Annotated in this window: 14 protein-coding genes; 12 read left to right on the top strand and 2 right to left on the bottom strand. The window is 73.1% G+C overall.

Annotated features, from left to right (window positions below; translation table 11 throughout):
* Window positions 1-218: 218 nt before the first annotated feature.
* From FYX01_RS03835 to FYX01_RS03805, 7 genes are all read left to right on the top strand, one after another.
* Window positions 219-428, top strand: coding sequence for an MbtH family protein (locus tag FYX01_RS03835; RefSeq protein ID WP_150237603.1), 210 nt, complete (start codon window positions 219-221; stop codon window positions 426-428).
* A 2-nt stretch (window positions 429-430) separates the two neighbouring features.
* On the top strand, window positions 431-1198 hold the full coding sequence (locus FYX01_RS03830) for a thioesterase II family protein (RefSeq protein ID WP_223830299.1): 768 nt from the start codon (window positions 431-433) through the stop codon (window positions 1196-1198).
* Between the two features lie 75 nt (window positions 1199-1273).
* A complete protein-coding gene (locus tag FYX01_RS03825) occupies window positions 1274-2272 on the top strand; it encodes a TauD/TfdA family dioxygenase (protein WP_223830298.1) in 999 nt (332 codons plus the stop codon).
* A complete protein-coding gene (locus tag FYX01_RS03820; RefSeq protein WP_150237597.1) occupies window positions 2269-4074 on the top strand; it encodes a non-ribosomal peptide synthetase in 1806 nt (601 codons plus the stop codon). Before FYX01_RS03825 ends, FYX01_RS03820 begins: the two co-directional genes overlap by 4 nt.
* A 32-nt stretch (window positions 4075-4106) precedes the next feature.
* Window positions 4107-5093 (top strand): aspartyl/asparaginyl beta-hydroxylase domain-containing protein, encoded by a 987-nt coding sequence (locus FYX01_RS03815; protein ID WP_150237595.1) that lies wholly within the window; start codon window positions 4107-4109, stop codon window positions 5091-5093.
* A gap of 44 nt (window positions 5094-5137) precedes the next feature.
* A complete protein-coding gene (locus FYX01_RS03810) occupies window positions 5138-6178 on the top strand; it encodes a 3-oxoacyl-ACP synthase III family protein (RefSeq protein WP_150237592.1) in 1041 nt (346 codons plus the stop codon).
* 8 nt (window positions 6179-6186) lie between these two features.
* Window positions 6187-7155 carry a zinc-binding dehydrogenase gene (locus tag FYX01_RS03805; protein WP_150237590.1) on the top strand — a complete coding sequence of 323 codons (969 nt, stop codon included), beginning with the start codon at window positions 6187-6189 and terminating at the stop codon, window positions 7153-7155.
* A gap of 110 nt (window positions 7156-7265) precedes the next feature.
* Here the strand turns inward: FYX01_RS03805 and FYX01_RS25990 are convergent, their stop codons facing one another.
* Complete coding sequence (locus FYX01_RS25990; protein ID WP_190394166.1) at window positions 7266-7415, bottom strand: hypothetical protein; 150 nt, start codon at window positions 7413-7415, stop codon at window positions 7266-7268.
* Window positions 7416-7800: 385 nt separating this feature from the next.
* Between FYX01_RS25990 and FYX01_RS03800 the strand changes: the two genes are divergently transcribed.
* From FYX01_RS03800 to FYX01_RS03780, 5 genes are all read left to right on the top strand, one after another.
* Window positions 7801-9078: a helix-turn-helix domain-containing protein gene (locus FYX01_RS03800; RefSeq protein ID WP_190394165.1), complete on the top strand. Its 1278-nt coding sequence runs from the start codon at window positions 7801-7803 to the stop codon at window positions 9076-9078.
* A 206-nt stretch (window positions 9079-9284) separates the two neighbouring features.
* Window positions 9285-9638, top strand: a complete 354-nt coding sequence (locus tag FYX01_RS03795) for a cobalamin B12-binding domain-containing protein (RefSeq protein WP_223830297.1) — start codon at window positions 9285-9287, stop codon at window positions 9636-9638.
* The gene (locus tag FYX01_RS03790; RefSeq protein WP_150237584.1) at window positions 9635-10888 is read left to right on the top strand and encodes a methylaspartate mutase; all 1254 of its coding nucleotides are present in this window, start codon (window positions 9635-9637) and stop codon (window positions 10886-10888) included. The genes FYX01_RS03795 and FYX01_RS03790 overlap by 4 nt, the downstream gene beginning before the upstream one ends.
* A gap of 37 nt (window positions 10889-10925) precedes the next feature.
* Window positions 10926-11939, top strand: a complete 1014-nt coding sequence (locus FYX01_RS03785) for an asparagine synthetase A (RefSeq protein WP_223830296.1) — start codon at window positions 10926-10928, stop codon at window positions 11937-11939.
* Window positions 11936-13210 carry a glutamate synthase-related protein gene (locus tag FYX01_RS03780; protein ID WP_150237582.1) on the top strand — a complete coding sequence of 425 codons (1275 nt, stop codon included), beginning with the start codon at window positions 11936-11938 and terminating at the stop codon, window positions 13208-13210. Before FYX01_RS03785 ends, FYX01_RS03780 begins: the two co-directional genes overlap by 4 nt.
* A gap of 25 nt (window positions 13211-13235) precedes the next feature.
* Here the strand turns inward: FYX01_RS03780 and FYX01_RS03775 are convergent, their stop codons facing one another.
* Window positions 13236-16214 carry an AfsR/SARP family transcriptional regulator gene (locus tag FYX01_RS03775; protein WP_223830295.1) on the bottom strand — a complete coding sequence of 993 codons (2979 nt, stop codon included), beginning with the start codon at window positions 16212-16214 and terminating at the stop codon, window positions 13236-13238.
* Window positions 16215-16319: the final 105 nt, after the last annotated feature.

Genomic DNA, 16319 nt, shown 5'->3' with positions numbered 1-16319 from the left:
CATTCGCTCGCTTCGGGGTTTTTCCGCATCGCCACACAACCATCCTCGAATAACCGCGAAAGGCGGTTCGGGCGGCAGAAGGACGGCAGAATTCCTTGCCCGGCCCCACTGCCCCGCAGCGCATCTGCCGCCGACCTGCCGTGGAAACTGCCCTTGCGGTCGGCGGCCGTTCCCTACATTCGGAAATCACCCGACCCGCTCGAACAAGGGAAGGACCAATGAATCCGTTCGACGACCCCAACGGTGAATTCGTGGTTTTCGTGAACGACGAGGGGCAGCACTCCCTGTGGCCGGCCCGCCTCGACCGCCCGGCCGGCTGGGAGCGGGCCTTCGGCCCCGACTCCCGTGAGGCCTGCCTACGCTACGTCGAGGAGAACTGGGACGGCCTGCGGCTCGGTGCGCCCCGCGAGACCGGACACGTGGGATGACCGTGCATCCGACATCGCGCCAGGACCCCCGGGTCATCCGGCCGCTCGGACGCCACGACGCCGACCGCGTCCTCGTCTGCCTCGGCTTCTGCGGCGGCGGAACCGGCGCCTACCGCCGCTGGACCGACTGGGTCGACGACGACACCGACCTGGCCCTCGTGTGCTACCCGGGCCGTGAGGGGCGCTTCTGCGAACCGTTCGCCGGCTCCTGGGACGAGCTCGTGGACGACACGACCGAGACCGTGCTCTCGGTGGTCGACCGCCCCTACGTCCTCTTCGGACACAGCATGGGCGGGTGGATGGCCTACAGCGTCACCACCCGGATCGAGCACCGGGGGCCGACCGCCCCGGACCGGCTCATCGTGTCGTCCTGCAACGCCCCGAACCGGGGCCTGACCGAGCGCGACAGGTTCCCGAGGGACGACGACACCGACCACCGCCTCCTCTCCTGGATGCGCACGACCGGCTCTCTGCCCGAGTACGTGCTCGGCGACCCCGACCTGCGCGAGATGTCCCTCGAACTCATGCGCGCCGACATCGGCGTGCGCGACACCTATCGGCCCGAACACGGCCTGCGCACGGGTGTGGACGTGCAGGTCCTGCACGGAGCCCGGGACGAGGTCATCGACCCGGGCGTGGCCGAGCAGTGGGCCGCCGTCACCGCCGGCCGCTGCCACGTCGACGAGCTGCCGGGCGGCCACTTCTACACCGAAGAGATCTGGCAGTCCCTACCCCGCCACTTCCGGCTGCCGGCCACTGTCGCCGACTGACCCTCCTCCATCCCCGGACCGAAGCGAGTAACCATGACGCCCCACGTACCCGGACCCACTGACCCACTGCGACCCGTGATCGAACCGGGCAGGCCCGCCACGCTGCGGGCCCCGGCCCTCACCGGTCTCGCCGACGCTTGCGCCTGGCTCCAGGAGGCGCGGCCCGCCCTGCGCTCGCTGCTGGACCGCCACGGCGCCCTGTCCCTGAGCGGACTGCCGATCGAGGACACCGAGGACTTCGCGACGGTGCGGGACGCGCTCGTCGACGAACGCGCCGGGTACAAGGAGAAGGCGACGCCGCGCAGCGCGTTCGGCAACGACGTCTTCTCGTCGACGGACCTGCCCCCGGCCCAGGCCATCCGCATGCACAACGAGAACAGCTACACCCTGACGTTCCCGGGCCTGCTGCTCTTCTGCTGCCTGGAGGCCCCCGAGGAGGGCGGCGCGACCCCCGTCGCCGACTGCCGCGAGGTCCTCGCGCACCTGCCCGAGCACCTCGTGCGGCGCTTCCGCGAACACGGGTGGCTGCTCGAGCGCACCTACTCCGACTGCATCTCGCTCGGCTGGCGCGAGGCCTTCGCGACCACCGAGAAGGCACAGGTCGAGCGGTACTGCGACGAGAACCGCATCGGCTACCAGTGGACGGGCGAGGACGACCTGCGCACGAGCCAGCTCCGGTCGGCCGTCGTCACCCACCCCAGGACCGGGCAGGAGGTGTGGTTCAACCACGCCGCGTTCTGGAACGAGTGGTCGCTGGACCCCGAGGTGCGCGACGTCCTGGTCTCGGAGGCCGGACCGCAGGGCCTGCCGTTCAACACCAGCCTCGGGGACGGCACCCCGCTGAGCCCCGACGACGTCCGCGAGCTCAACCGGGCCTACGAGAAGGCGACCGTCCGGCGCCGGTGGGCCCCCGGCGACCTGCTCATCGTCGACAACGTCCTCTCCACCCACGGCCGGGACCCGTTCCGGGGGGACCGCAGGATCGCGGTCGCGATGGGCGAGCCCCTGCACGTGGAGTCCTGTGCGCCCACCGTCGCACCGGCTCCCGGCAGGACGAGGGAGATCGCCGTATGAGCGCCGAACGGTCCACCGCCCCCGACCTCGCCGCGCGGTTCGCCGCAGCGGTCCGGGAGCGTCCCGACGCCACCGCCGTCGCAGCCCCCGACGGCAGCCTGACCTTCGCCGAGCTCGACGCGCGCTCGGCCGCCGTCGCGGCCGACCTGCGCGAGCACGGGGTGACCCCGGGAGCGGTCGTCGGGGTCGCGGTGCCCAGGTCCGCCGACCTGCCCGTGGCGCTCCTCGCCATCTGGCGCGCCGGTGCGGCCTACGTGCCACTCGACCCCGCCCACCCGCCCTCTCGGCGTGCCGTCATCGTCGAGGAGTGCGGCGTGCGCGTCGTCCTCGGCCGGGACGCGGACGGGGAGGTCTGGCCCGGCAGGGTCCTGGTGCTCGACCCGCGGGACGCCTCCCCCTCCCGGGACCCGCGCCCGTGGCCGCCGACCGCGCCAGGTGACCCGGCCTACGTCATCCACACGTCCGGCTCGACCGGCCGACCCAAGGGCGTGCTCGTCACGCACGGGTCCGTCACCCACCTGGTCCGGGCACTGGAGAGCCGCGGGCTGTACGCGCCCGAACCGCGCGTCGTCGCCTGCAACGCGGCCGCCTCCTTCGACGCCTCGGTCCAGCAGTGGGTCCGCGTCTGCCGAGGGGACACGATCGTCGTCCTGGGCGAGGACATGCGCACCGATCCGGAGGCGCTGGCCGCACACCTGGACCGCACCGGCGTGACCGACCTGGACGCCACCCCCTCCCACTGGCAGTTCCTGGGCCCCGCCGTCGCGCGGTCCGCCCGCACGGCGCCGCTGCGCCTGCTCATCGGAGGGGAGTCCCTCACCCCGGCGCTGTGGCGGGACCTCGCCGCGCTCCGGCGCGCGGGCAGCGTCGAGGCGCACAACATGTACGGCCCGACGGAGTGCACGGTCGACGCGACCACCGCGCCGGTGGTCGGGGAGTCGCCGCGGATCGGCACGCCGCTGCCCGGTACGCGCGCCCACGTCCTGGACGGCGACCTGCGACCCGTGGACGACGGGCAGGAGGGCGAGCTCTACCTGGCCGGCGACGGGGTGGCGGTCGGCTACGTGGGCCGCCCCGGCCAGAGCGCGAGCAGGTTCGTCTGCGACCCCTTCGCCGCGGACGGGACCCGCATGTACCGCACCGGGGACCGGGTCCGCCGCGCTGCCGACGGTGCGCTGGAGTACCTCGGGCGCACGGACCGCCAGGTGAAGCTGCGCGGACACCGCGTCGAGCTCGAGGAGGTCGAGGCGGCCCTCGGCGACTGCCCCGGCGTGGCCCGGGCCGTCGTCACCGTCCGCGACGGCCTTCCGGGCGGCCGCGGCCTCGCGGCGTACTGCACCCCCTCGGCAGGCCCGCTCGTGTCGGAGGACGTGCGCGCGCACGCCGCGTCCCTCCTGCCGAAGGTGATGGTGCCGACCGTCGTCGTCCTGGACTCCCTGCCGCTCACCCCGAGCGGGAAGGTCGACGAGCGGGCGCTGCCGGCGCCGGCAGCGGCAGCGGCGGCAGCCGCCGAGCCCGGCGAGCCCGGCGACGCCCCCGCCACACCGCTCGAACGCCTCATCGCGGAGTGCTGGAGCGACGTGCTCGGCACCGAGGGCGTCGCCGCCACGGACAGCTTCTTCACCCTGGGCGGCCACTCCCTCGTCGCCCTGCGCCTCGTGGCCCGCGTCAAACACGAACTCGGCGTCACCGTCCCGACCAGGCTCGTCTACCGCCACCCCGTGCTGCGGGACCTCGCCGACCGCATCCAGGAGCTCGCCGACGCCGCCGAGCGCACGGAGCCCGCACCCGAATACGTCTAGACCGCCGACCGCCCCCACGAACGGAGAGCACCATGACCAGCAGCCCATCCGCCGTCGTCCGCCTGCCCGGAAGCTTCGACGTCCAGCGCCTCGAGGCGGAGCTCGAAGCGGTCGGCACGAGCCAGTTCAAGGCCCAGCGCACCTTCGATCGCAGCCGGGTCACGGCGGCCACCACCGTCGACTGGCGCGTGCTGCCGCTGCGCAGCCCGGGGGGCGACCCCGAGCGCACGGACCCCGGCGGTCCCGGAACGGTCGAGTACGCCGACACGCCCTGGATCCGCGAGACGCCGTACATGGCGTCGATCCTCGACAGCCTGCCGACCACCCTGCGCACCGCCCGCCTGATGGTGCTGGCGCCGGGCGCGGAGGTCGACGAGCACCGCGACTACCCCTACGGACCCGGAGCGGGTTGGGTACGGCTCCACGTGCCGATCCTGACCAACGACCGGGCCGCCTCCGTCATCGACGGCCAGAAGCAGCAGTGGCAGCCCGGCACCTTCTGGTACGGCGACTTCTCCCTGCCCCACTCGGTGTACAACCGTGGGACGACCAACCGCGTGCACCTGGTCGTGGACTGCTACGTCAACCGCGCGCTCCTGGACCTGTTCCCCGAAGAGTTCCGCAACGACATCCGCTGGACCGAGGTGCTCCTGAACCCCGACGTGGTCCCGCTGTCCTCCGAGGACCTGGACGCCTGCACCGGCCGCGTGGGCGTGCCGGCGGCGTTCCTGCAGGGCGACGGCCCCGAGGCGCTGATCGCCGGAGGCGCGCCCGACCTGCCCGCGCAGCTGCGCCGGGACGGTGACCGCCTGCTGCTCGACGTCGAGGGCGCCGACGCGATCGCCCTCGTGCACGTGGGGGGCGGCCTGTTCCGGACCGCCGGCTGGACGACCGAGCGCACGGTACACATCCACCCGGTCGACGGCGGACTCACCGCGGGGTTCCGTGTCCGCTACGGCAGCCGCGTCGCGGAGGAGACCCGCAGGGGAGACTCCCGCATCCCCACGGCAGTGGCCTAGGGGACCCAGCCGACACCCATCGGACACGACGAACGAGTGGACCCATGAGCATCGCAGAACCGCTGCACGCACCCTCGCCCGCCTTCGCACCGCCGGACCCGGCCCTGTCGCACACCGTTCTGGGAACGGGCATCGGCGTTCCCCCCACGGTCGTGGGCAACGACGCCCTGACGGCCGGCCTCGACACCAACGACGCCTGGATCCGATCGAGGACCGGGATCCGGGAGCGCCGCTTCCTGGAACCGGAGCGCACGACCTCGGACCTGTGCGTCGAGGCGGCGCAGCAGGCGCTCCGGTCGAGCGGACTGACCCCCGCCGACCTGGACGCTGTCGTGGTCGCCACGATGACGCCCGACCAGCCGATCCCCTCGACCGCGCTACTGGTCATGGACGCCATCGGGGCGCACCGCGCCCTGCCCCTAGACCTGAACCAGGGTGCCTGCGCGGGAGGTGTCCTCGCCCTGCACACCGGCGCCAGCCTGCTGCGGTCGCCGGAGATCCGCCACGTGCTCGTCATCGGCGCGGACGTCATGTCGCGCATCACCGACCCGGCCGACCGCACGACGCGCGTGTTCTTCGGCGACGCGGCCGGCGCCGTGGTGCTCGGGCGCAGCGACGTGCCCGGATACGGCATTCTCGCGTGGGACTTCGAGACGGCGCTGGACCACAGCGTCGAGATCAGGGCCGGAGGATCGGCCCTGCCCGCGTCGGGCGACACCGTCGACCGGGGGGAGCACTACCTCCGGATGGACGGCAAGGCCGTGTGGAAGCGCGCGACCGACATGCTCCCGCGGTCGATCCGCAGCGCCGTGGCACGCGCCGGTGTCGACCTGGACGACGTGCGGCACTTCGTCCTCCACCAGGCGAACCGCAACATCGTCGAGCACGTCCTCGACACCCTGGGCGCCGAACGCCACCGCGCGTGCGTGACCGTCGACTGGCTCGGCAACACCTCGGCCGCGTCGGTGTTCACCGTCCTGCACGAGGTCGTCATGGCCAAGAAGATCCAGCGCGACGACGTGTTCGTCGTCTCCGGCATCGGCGCCGGATTCATCTGCGGGTCACTCGTGATCCGCTACGGATAGGGGGCGTCATGCTGGCCGCGATCGCAGCGCACCCCTGCCCCGAGGACCCGCTGTCCGCACTCCGACTCGTCGAACGCCCTGACCCGGAGCCCCCCGAGGGGTGGACCAGGGTCAGGGTCCGGGCGGCGGCCGTGAACCACCACGACCTCTGGATCCTCAAGGGGGTGGGACTGGCCCCCGAGCGGTACCCGGTCGTGCTGGGCGTGGAGGCGGCGGGTGTGGACGAGGACGGCAACGACGTGGTCGTCTACCCCGTCGTCGCGGACGCGGCGGCGGGGAGGGGCGACCCGACACTCGACCCGCGCATGGGGATGCTGTCGCAGGAGTACGACGGGACGTTCGCGGAGTTCGTGACCGTCCCCGCGCAGAACGTCGTCCCCCTGCCGCCCTCGATCCCCGTCGAGGAGGCGTCCTGCCTCGCGGGGGCCTGGCTCACGGCGTACCGGATGCTCTTCGAGAACGCCGGGCTCGACCCGGGCTCCACGGTCCTGGTGCAGGGTGTGGGCGGAGGGGTCGCCACAGCGGCCATCCAGCTCGCGTCCGCGGCAGGGCACCGGGTGTGGGCGACGAGCCGGAGCGGGGCGCGCCGCGAGTGGGCGCGCTCCCTCGGGGTCGACGACGCGTTCGAGCCCGGGGCACGGCTGCCCGAACGCGTCGACGCCGTCATCGAGACCGTCGGCGCCGCGACGTTCGACCACTCGCTGCGCTCGGTGCGTCCCGGCGGGCGGGTCGTCGTGGCCGGCGCCACGACCGGCACCATGCCCCCGGTGGACCTGGCCCGGCTCTTCTACCGCCAGATCAGCATCGTGGGTTCGACGCTCGGCACACGCGACCAGCTGAGCGCTCTGCTCCGGTTCTGCGAGCGGGAGAAGGTGCTCCCCGTGGTGGACCGGGTCCTGTCCTTGCGGGAGACGCGCAGCGCGCTCGCCAGCGTGGAGCTGGGGGACATGCTCGGCAAGATCGTGGTGCGCCCGTGAGGACGTGCAAACCCCTTCCACCGCCGGGTGCCGGGGCGGGGACGGCGCACCGCGACCGGCCTGCGCGGGACGGGCCGGTCCGAGGGAGGGGGTGGGGGAGTACCGGGCCCCTACTCGTACTCGTCCCAGTTGCCGCCGTCCTGCTCGACGCTCTGGAGGACCGCCGCCGGGCTGTCGGTCTCACCGGCGCGGGCGGCGGTCCCGGTGAGGACGCTCAGGGAGGCGACGGCGGGGGCGGCGAGGGTCCGGACGAAGCGCATGTGAGTCTCCCAGTTCCTTGTTCCTGCTGACCTCCGTCACGTTAGGGAGTCGCGCCATCACGGCATCGGCCCTGTCGCTATCACCGTTCTATCCGCGGACCGGGTCCGTGCCCTCCGGGACGGTCGGGGACGACGCGCACGCGGCCCGGGCCGTCCGCCACCGTTGCGCTTGCGCCGCGGGGAGGCGGGACCCCGCGACGGACGGTTCGTCCGTTGCGCCGCGGACCCGGTGCGGCGGAGACCGAGCGGTGCCTGGCCGACGGCGCCTCCCCCGGCGGTGCGGGAGCGGGGACGGGCCGGTGATAAGCGGAGCAATACTGCCGGGATAGCCGCAGTCCACATGATCCTCTCTATGGGAACTCCACCACTGCGGAAGGATCCGGCGATGCTGACCAGGGAGACCAGCCAGGACTTCGGGGACGTGCTCCGGGAGCACCGCCTGCGCAAGGGGCGCACGCAGAAACAGGTGGCCGACTTCTCCACGATCAGCGTCCGGGCGATCCGGGACCTGGAACAGGGCAGGGCGCGCCGGCCCCGCAGGGCCACGGTCGACCTCCTCGCGGACGCGCTGCGCCTAGACGACGCGGAGCGGTCGCACCTCGTGGCGGTCGCCGACCGCACCGCCCGGGCGGCCCGTTCCCGCGTCGGCGACATGGTCGGGGCGGCGCCGCCCTCGGAGTCGCCCCCCTTCGTGGGACGCGGCCGCGAGGTGGAGGACCTCGTCCAGCAGCTCGTTGCCGCCGGGCGGCGCGTCCTCAGCGTGACCGGGGCCCCGGGCGCGGGCAAGAGCCGCCTGGCCCTGGTGGTCGCCGAACGCGTCCACGGCATGGCACGGGTCCCGGTCCTGGGGGCGGGGGACCACCGGCAGGACTTCGCGGCCTCCGGCTCCCACCGGACGGGCGGACTCGGCGAGGTCCTGCGCACGGTTCCCCGTGAGCTGTTCGCCCCCGCGTCCGCGGACCAGGCATCGCCGGGGCTCGACGCCCTGGCGCTCGCGGTCGGGGACCAGCCGGCGCTGCTGCTTCTGGACGTGCCCCGGTACGGAGCCGCCGACCGGGGCGCGTTCGACCGACTCCTGGCCGGCTGTCCCGGACTGCGTGTCCTCGCGACCGGGCGGCGGCCCCTGGGGCACCCGGCGGAGCGGGTCGTTCCGATCGGACCGCTCGACGCGGACCACGCCTCCAGGGCCTTCCTGGCGCACACGGACCCGGACCGGGCCGAAGACGAGCCCCCGTCCGCGGACGTGACGGAGATCTGCCGCATCCTCGACGGACTGCCCGGGGCGCTCAGCGCGGTCGCCTCCTGGCTGGCCGTGTACGACCAGGAGACCCTGCTCTCCTACCTGCGCGACGACCCCCTCCCCTTCCTGATCCCGTTACCGGGAGGGGGCGTCGGCCGCGAGGGCTGCTTCTCCGACACGGTGCTGGAGGACTCCTCCCCGGCGGAGAGGGCTCTGCTCGGCTTCCTCTGCGCCTCCCCCGACGGCGAGGACGCCGACGGGCTGGCCCAGGCCAGCGGGCTCTCCCCGGCCGAGAGCGGCCGCGCGCTGAACGACCTGCTCATACGCGGGCTGGTGCTCCGCGACACCGGACCGGGCGCCCTGCGGTTCCGCGCCCTCAACCTGGTGCGCGCCCTGCAAGCGGCCGCGGTGCCCACGCGGTGAGCGCCCCGTGCAGCGGCCACCGCGGCGGCGCCCTCCACCACTCCACTGACGACCGAACCCGTTCCTCCTGCGCGCAGGCCGGGGACGGCCGATCTCCCGCCCCGATTGAGGTTGACGAAATGCCGAACAGCACGCCCCCGAGGAAGAGACCGACGTCCGTCGTCTCGAGCACGGTGTCGGACTCCCACACCTGGAACCTCGTGTACATGCAGCTCCTCCTCGAGGAGATGGGCCACGACGTGGTCAACCTCGGGGCCTGTGTCCCGGAGAAGCTCCTGGCAGAGGAGTGTCTGCGGCACGAGCCCGACCTGCTCGTGGTGAGCAGCGTCAACGGGCACGGCTTCAACGACGGGCTGCGCATCGCTAGCCACGTGCGCTCCGTCGCGGGCCTCGAACACCTCTGCATGGTCATCGGCGGCAAGCTCAGCGTGGACGGCGTCCGGGACGTCGGGTTCACCCGCAGGCTGCTCAACGCGGGCTTCGACGCGGTGTTCGGCGACGACGAGCTGCCCGCCTTCCGGTCGTTCGTCGAGGTCTGCGGCCTCAGGGTCTCCGCGTGAGCGCCGCCGCGGTGACGTTCGGAGACTTCGTCGCCGAGGCAGAGCGCACCGGGCGGCTCGTCGTCCAGCCCCGGATGGGGTTCGGGGACCTGGAGCGCATGCGGCACGGCCTGGTCCGCACCAAGGAGGCCGAGGCGCTCACCGTCGGGACCCTCACCCTGGACAGCTACACCCGCACAGGCGACCACGAGGCGGCGCGCTGCGCCCTGGCGAACGGGGTGAAGCTCAACGGCTACCCCATCGTGGCCCGTCCCGACGCCGAGACCGCGGACCTCCTGCGGGGCGTGCGCGACGCGTCGTTCCCCGTCCAGGTCCGCCACGGCTCCTCGCTCCCCGAGGACATCTTCCGGACCCTGGTCGGGTTGGACCTCGAGGCGACCGAAGGCGGTCCGGTGTCCTACTGCCTGCCCTACAGCCGCACGCCCCTGCGCGAGGCCGTGGACTGCTGGGTGCGCAGCACCGAGCTCCTCGCGGAGATGGGCGAGACGGCCAACCCGCACATCGAGAGCTTCGGCGGCTGCATGCTCGGGCAGCTCTGCCCGCCAGGCCTGCTCGTCGCGATCAGCCTGCTGGAGGGGCTCTTCTTCCGTCAGCACGGCATCCGGAGCATCTCCCTGAGCTACGCCCAGCAGACCTGCCCGACCCAGGACGAGGAGGCGGTGCTCGCCCTGCGGAGCCTGGCCGCCGAGTTCCTCCCCGACGCCCAGTGGCACCTGGTGTTCTACGCCTACATGGGCGTCTACCCGCGCACCGCCGCGGGCGCCGCCCGCCTCATGGAGCAGGCCGCCCGCACCGCCGTCCGGTCAGGCGCAGCCCGGATCATCGTCAAGACTGAGGCCGAGGCACACCGCATCCCCACCGTCGAGGAGAACGTCCGCGCCCTGGAGAGGACCGCGCGCGCGGCCGCGCTCCAGGCAACCCGGCCCGCGTCCGCGGCGGACCCGACCGACAGCGAGACCTACACCGAGGCCCGAGCGCTCGTCGAGGCCGTCCTGGACCTGGACACCGATGTCGGACGGGCCCTGCCCGAGGCCTTCGAACGGGGCCTGCTGGACATCCCCTTCTGCCTGCACCCCGCCAACCAGGGCCGTGCGCGCAGCCGTATCGACGACGGCCGCCTGCAGTGGCTGACCGTCGGCGACATGCCGATCGCGCACGGGCCGAGGCGCCTGTCCCGGGGAGAGCTCACCGCGGACACCCTGCTCGCCATGCTCCACCACGTCGAACAACGTTACGACACGGCCTCCTGAGGCCGCGCCCCGACCACCACCGGAAACGGAGAAGACCGTGCACGAGGAACACGACCGCGCCGCCGGACCGGACACCCCGGTGATCCCACCGCTCGGCGAACACCTCACCTCCCCGCGGACCAGGAACGCGATGCTCGTCCAGCAGGAGGTGCTCGCCGCAGCCCGCGAACACCTGCGCGGTGAGGGGTTCACCGAACTCCTCCCGCCGCTGACCGGACCGGTCACCGACCCCGGCGGCCGCGGCGCCAAACAACTGGACGTGGACTTCTACGGCCACCGCTACAAGCTCATGACCAGCGCCATCCTCTACAAGCAGGTGTCGCTGAACGCCTTCCCCAAGCTCTTCTACGTGGCGCCGAACGTACGCGCGGAGCCGCCGGAGACCGCCTCCACCGGCCGCCACCTCTTCGAGTTCCACCAGATCGATGTGGAGATCGCCGGGGCCGACCGGAACGGGGCGATGGCCGTGGCCGCCGATCTGCTCGTGCACGTGGTCCGCCGGGTCGTCGAGAACCTGCCCGACATCCTCCGCGCGCTGGGCCGGGACCCCGTCTTCTTCCAGGAGCTGCTCCGGGGCGGGTGGGAGAGGCGTTCGCACGCCGAGGTCGTGGAGACCCTCACGGGGATGGGCCACGCCCAGGACGGCGGCTCCGAGATCGACTGGGAGGGCGAGGCGCTCGTCTCGCACAAGGCCGACCGCCCCTTCTTCGTCACCGACTACCCCAAGGGCTCGCGCGGTTTCTACGACCGGGAGGACCCGGAGCGGCCGGGCACCCTGCGCAACTTCGACCTCCTGGCCCACGGCGGCTACGGGGAGCTGGTCAGCGGCGGCGAACGCCGTTCCGACCACCGGTCGATCGTCATCGGCATCCGGGAGAGCGGCGAGAACCCCCGAAAGTACGACTGGTACCTGGAGGAGGTGCGCCGGGGCATCCCCTCCAGCGCCGGGTTCGGCATGGGACTGGAGAGGGTCACCCGCTACCTGACCGGGCTGGACTCCCTGTGGCAGGTCAGCGCCTACCCCAAGCTCCCCGGGGTGGTGACCCCGTGAGGAACCTGCACGCGGGCGGCTTCCCGGAGGAGGCCGTCCGGGAGCGAGCCCGACGCGGCCCCGCCGCCCTCTTCCCTCCCGACGCCGACTACGGCGCCACCGTGACCGGCGCCGGCGCGGAGCCCACGGCCGGGACCGGGTACCCGGCCGACGACCCGCTGGAGGGCGCCCGGCTCGTGCCGCCGGTGTTCATGCCCGAGCGGCTGGAGAAGCTCATCGACCTGGGCCGGGAGCCCCTCTTCGCCGACGTGGACCTGCGCACCGACATCGGCGGGTTCGCCTCAGCCCTGCCCCTGTACGTGTCGGCCTTCGGCTCCACCCAGGTCGGCTCCGGTCTCGCGCTCGCCGCGGCAGGCCAGGCCGGGCGGCTCGGTGTACCCATGGTCATCGGCGAGAACGTCGCCCCGGTGAGCGGGTACCGCGCCGACGCCTCCGTCCTGCGCAGGCTGGAGGCTTACGAGGCGCAGGTCCCCGACGGCGTCGGCGGCGTCGTCGTGCAGCAGAGCACGGAGGACGCCGACGCCGAGGTGTGGAACCAGGTCTACTCCGACCCCGCGGTGACGCGCCTGGTGGAGTCCGGCCGCCTGGGGTTCGAGCTCAAGGTCGGTCAGGGAGGGAAGCCCGGGCTCGGCGGCATGACGATGGTCGGTGACGACGCCGGGGGAAGGCTCGCGGACCGCTACGACGTGAGCGCGTCCCTGGGCGGTGAGGGCGGGCTGTGTCTGCGCAGCTCCAGCCCGGGTACCTTCACCGAGGAGATCCTCCACCAGCAGATCCGGTTCATGCGTAACAACTTCCCCCGGGCCCGGGTCTGGGCGAAGCTGCCGCCAGGCCGGGACATCGCCCAGGTGGTCCGGGTCGCCTGGGCGGCCGGTGCGGACTCGGTCACCGTCGACGGGGCCGAGGGCGGGACGGGCTGGGCCCCGTCGGTCTTCCTGAGCAGGGTGGGCCTGCCCCTGGGCGAGTGCCTGCGCCGGATCGGCTCCCCCGGGGGATGCCTGCTCGTCTCGGGGCGGATGTGGGAGGCCGGTCGCGCCGTGGTCGCCCTCGCCCTGGGTGCCAGGGCGGTCGGCCTGGGCCGGGCGGCGCTGGTCGCGGTAGACGAGGACTCCGAGCAGGGCCTGGTGCGCTTGGTCGAGGCCCTGGCCATGGAGGCCCGTCTGCTGGTCAGCGCGCTCGGGAGGTACTCGACCGCCGCGCTTTCCCCCGACGACGTCCTGCTGCCCGGCACCGCGGACGCCCCCGCCGCGACCGTGCTGTCGGAGCCCTGAGAGGGGGATGACGGGACCGGGAGCGCTACGGGCAGGACGAGGCCAGGAAGTCCGTGGGCTCGGCCCGCCTGTCCTCGCTCCTGAGCTCGTCCAGGACCCTGGCGGAGAACTGGGTGAGCTCGGCCGCCTGGTCCTGCTCCCCCAGTTCGAGCAGCTGGCGGGCCAGGGCCACGCCGCTCTTCGCCGCGCCCCTGCGGTCGAGGATCTGCTCGCGCACCGCCAGGGACCTGCGCAGGAACGAGCACGCCTGCTGGTGCAGGCCGAGCAGACCGTGGACCTGGCCGAGGTCGTGGAGCAGGTAGCCCTCGCCGATCGGGTCGCCGAGGCCTCGGACGAGGTCGAATGCCTCGGTGAGCCTGCGCAGCGCCTCACGGTGCTCACCCCGCTGGAGGTGGGACTGTCCGATGCGCCGCAGCACCTGGGCCCGGTCCCGCGGGTCCCCGACCTCGTCCATGTGGCGCAGCGCCCGGTCCAGCTCCTTCATGCCCCGTTCGACGTGCCCCGCACGGGTGTGCACGTGCCCGCTCAGGAGCAGTGTGCGCCCCAGGCCGGCGGTGTCCTCCACCAGCTGGAAGCCGCGGAACGCCCGGGCGCAGAAGTCCAGCGCCCCCTCGTCGTCGCCGTCGAGCTGCGCCAGCTGGGCCAGTTCACGGTGGCACATGGCCTTGCCCAGCTCGTCCCCGAGCTCGGCGAAGCCCACCAGGGCCCGGGTCATCCAGCGGCCGGACTCCGCGTACCGGCGGCGGTCCAGGTTGAGCGAGCCCAGGGAGAAGCTGAGGGCGGCGATGCCCGCCTGGTTCTTCCGCTCCCGGGCGAGGGCCAGGGCCCGTTCGGTGGTGGCCTCCCACTGGTCCAGCCACCCCCGGCGGTTGAAGTGCGGGCGCAGGGCGCCGGCCAGGTCCCAGCACAGCTCGTCGAGCCCCGCCTCCGCCGCCAGGTCGACGGCGGCGGTGATGTTGGCCTGCTCGCCCTCCAGCCAGGCCATCGGCTGGGCCAGGGCCGTGGAGACCGCCCGCGGGGGCAGCTGCCACCGGGGCGCGCTGCCGTGCAGGAAGAGGTAGTCGCCGCCCTGGACCCGCCGGTTGGCCTCGTCGACCATCATGAGCCACCCGCCGACGAGGCGGGCGGTCGCCTCGGCACCGACGCGGGCGGGCACTTCGGCGAGGCGCTCCTTGGCGAAGAGCCTGATGACCTCGTGGAAGCGGTAGCGCGGCTCCCCCTGGGCGTCGACTCCCGTCACCTCCATCATCTGGGTGTCCACCAAGGGCTCCAGCAGGTCCAGGGAGGAGGGCCCGTCGTCTCCGAGGAGTGCGCCGGCGACCCACCCCGGCTGGTGGGGGCCGTCGGCCAAAGTCATCAGGGCGAGGAGACGGCGGCTCGTCTCGTGGAGCCCGTCGTGGGTCAGCGAGATGCTGGCGCGCACAGTGAGCTCGCCGTGGGCCAGCTCGTCCAACCGGTGCCGCTCGTCCGCCAGACGGTCCACCATGGAGGCCAGCGACCAGTGCTCGCGCGCGCCCAGGCGGGCCGCGATGATGCGCAGCGCGAGGGGCAGCATCCCCACGGAGGCGACCAGCGCGGAGACCGCCGCGGGTTCGGCGTCGACCCGCTCCGGTCCCAGGACCCGACGCAGCAGGTCGACCGCCTGGTCCTCGCCCAGGACGTCGAGGCCGATGACCCGTGCTCCGGGGATGCCGGTGAGCCGTGCCCGGCTGGTGACGATGACCCCGCACCCGGGGCTTCCGGGGAGCAGCGCCGCCACCTGCCGCTCCGACGCGGCGTCGTCGAGGACGACCAGGACCTTCCGGGCGGACATGAGGCTGCGGTAGAGCTCGGCGCGTTCGTCCGTGGATTCCGGCAGGCCCTGGCCCGGGATGCCCAGAGCGCGCAGGAAGCGCCCCAGCACCTCGGCCGTGTCGGCGGGCTCGCGCCGACTGCCGCGCAGGTCGCAGTAGAGCTGCCCGTCGGGGAACCGGTGCGCGCCCAGCCGGTGTCCGGCGTGCACCGCCAGGCTGCTCTTGCCGATGCCGGGCTGGCCGACGATCAGCGCGACGCCCACGGCCGGGCCGGTGGTGGTGAGGGTCGACTCGATGGCGTCGATCCACTCGGACCGGCCCACGAAGTCGGCGCTGTCGGCGGGCAGCTGGCTCGGACGGGCCCGTTCCCTCATCGCGGCGGCCGGCTCATCCCGGTCCGCGCCGTCGTGGCCGTCCGGGGAGGCCCGGGACGGGAACGACGGCGGCGCGGAGGGTTCCAGGCGCAGGGAGCTGTCGTCGTTGAGGATGGCGTGTTCCAGGGCGCGGAGTTCCTCCCCGGGGTCCAGGCCCAGTTCCTCCAGGAGGAGTTCACGTCCCCTGCGGTAGGACTCCAGGGCCTCGGCGCGACGCCCCGAGCGGAAGAGGGCGAGCATGAGCTGCCCGCGCAGGCGCTCGCGCAGGGGGTGCTCCTTGACCAGTTCGGAGATCTCGCCGACGAGCTCCTGGTGGCGGCCCAGACCGAGGTCGAGGTCGAGGTAGGTCTCGACGAGGTTGACGCGCTTCTCCTCCAGCCGCGCGGCCTTCGTGGCGAGGAGGCGGCTGGGCACCCCGCTCAGGACGGGGCCGCTCCACAGACGGGTCGCCTCGCGGCACAGGGCGGAGGCCCGCTCCGTGTCGCCGTCCCGCCTGGCGGCGTGGGCCCGGCCGGACAGCCGTTCGGCGTGTCCGGCATCGATCCTCCCGGGGTCGACCTCGATGATGTAGCCGGACACGCGCGTCAGGAGGTCCACCCCGGCGGGCGCGAGCCGCTTGCGCAGCTTGGACACGCAGATCTGCACCTGGGTCCGGGCGGTGTCGGGGGGATCCTCGTCCCAGATGGCGTCGATGAGGTAGTCGGTGGAGACGACCTTGCCGACTTCCAGCAGCAGGGCGGAGAGCACCACCTGCTGGCGTCCCGGGGGAATCGGCACCCGGGCCTCGTGGGACCGGACCTGGAGAGGGCCCAGGACCCTGAAGGTAGGCTCCCCCATGCCTTCGGGCCAGACATGAGAAGTACTGATGCCCGCCTCCTACTCACAGGACCGAGACGGTCCGGTCGGGGGTTCCATCGAATGCTTTCCATCAAAGCAACGAAT

This window comes from Nocardiopsis quinghaiensis (assembly GCF_008638365.1).
Lineage (GTDB): Bacteria > Actinomycetota > Actinomycetes > Streptosporangiales > Streptosporangiaceae > Nocardiopsis > Nocardiopsis quinghaiensis.
The sequence above is the reverse complement of the archived record's forward strand: the minus strand, read 5'-3'. Positions and strand labels throughout refer to the sequence as shown.

What these genes read in the sequence shown, in the direction of transcription:
- FYX01_RS25990 (WP_190394166.1), bottom strand. Translation starts at nt 7,415, where the DNA reads ATGCGCTTCGTCCGGACCCTCGCCGCCCCCGCCGTCGCCTCCCTGAGC.
- FYX01_RS03810 (WP_150237592.1), top strand. Translation starts at nt 5,138, where the DNA reads ATGAGCATCGCAGAACCGCTGCACGCACCCTCGCCCGCCTTCGCACCG.
- FYX01_RS03805 (WP_150237590.1), top strand. Translation starts at nt 6,187, where the DNA reads ATGCTGGCCGCGATCGCAGCGCACCCCTGCCCCGAGGACCCGCTGTCC.
- FYX01_RS03820 (WP_150237597.1), top strand. Translation starts at nt 2,269, where the DNA reads ATGAGCGCCGAACGGTCCACCGCCCCCGACCTCGCCGCGCGGTTCGCC.
- FYX01_RS03775 (WP_223830295.1), bottom strand. Translation starts at nt 16,214, where the DNA reads ATGGGGGAGCCTACCTTCAGGGTCCTGGGCCCTCTCCAGGTCCGGTCC.
- FYX01_RS03795 (WP_223830297.1), top strand. Translation starts at nt 9,285, where the DNA reads ATGCAGCTCCTCCTCGAGGAGATGGGCCACGACGTGGTCAACCTCGGG.
- FYX01_RS03800 (WP_190394165.1), top strand. Translation starts at nt 7,801, where the DNA reads ATGCTGACCAGGGAGACCAGCCAGGACTTCGGGGACGTGCTCCGGGAG.
- FYX01_RS03835 (WP_150237603.1), top strand. Translation starts at nt 219, where the DNA reads ATGAATCCGTTCGACGACCCCAACGGTGAATTCGTGGTTTTCGTGAAC.
- FYX01_RS03815 (WP_150237595.1), top strand. Translation starts at nt 4,107, where the DNA reads ATGACCAGCAGCCCATCCGCCGTCGTCCGCCTGCCCGGAAGCTTCGAC.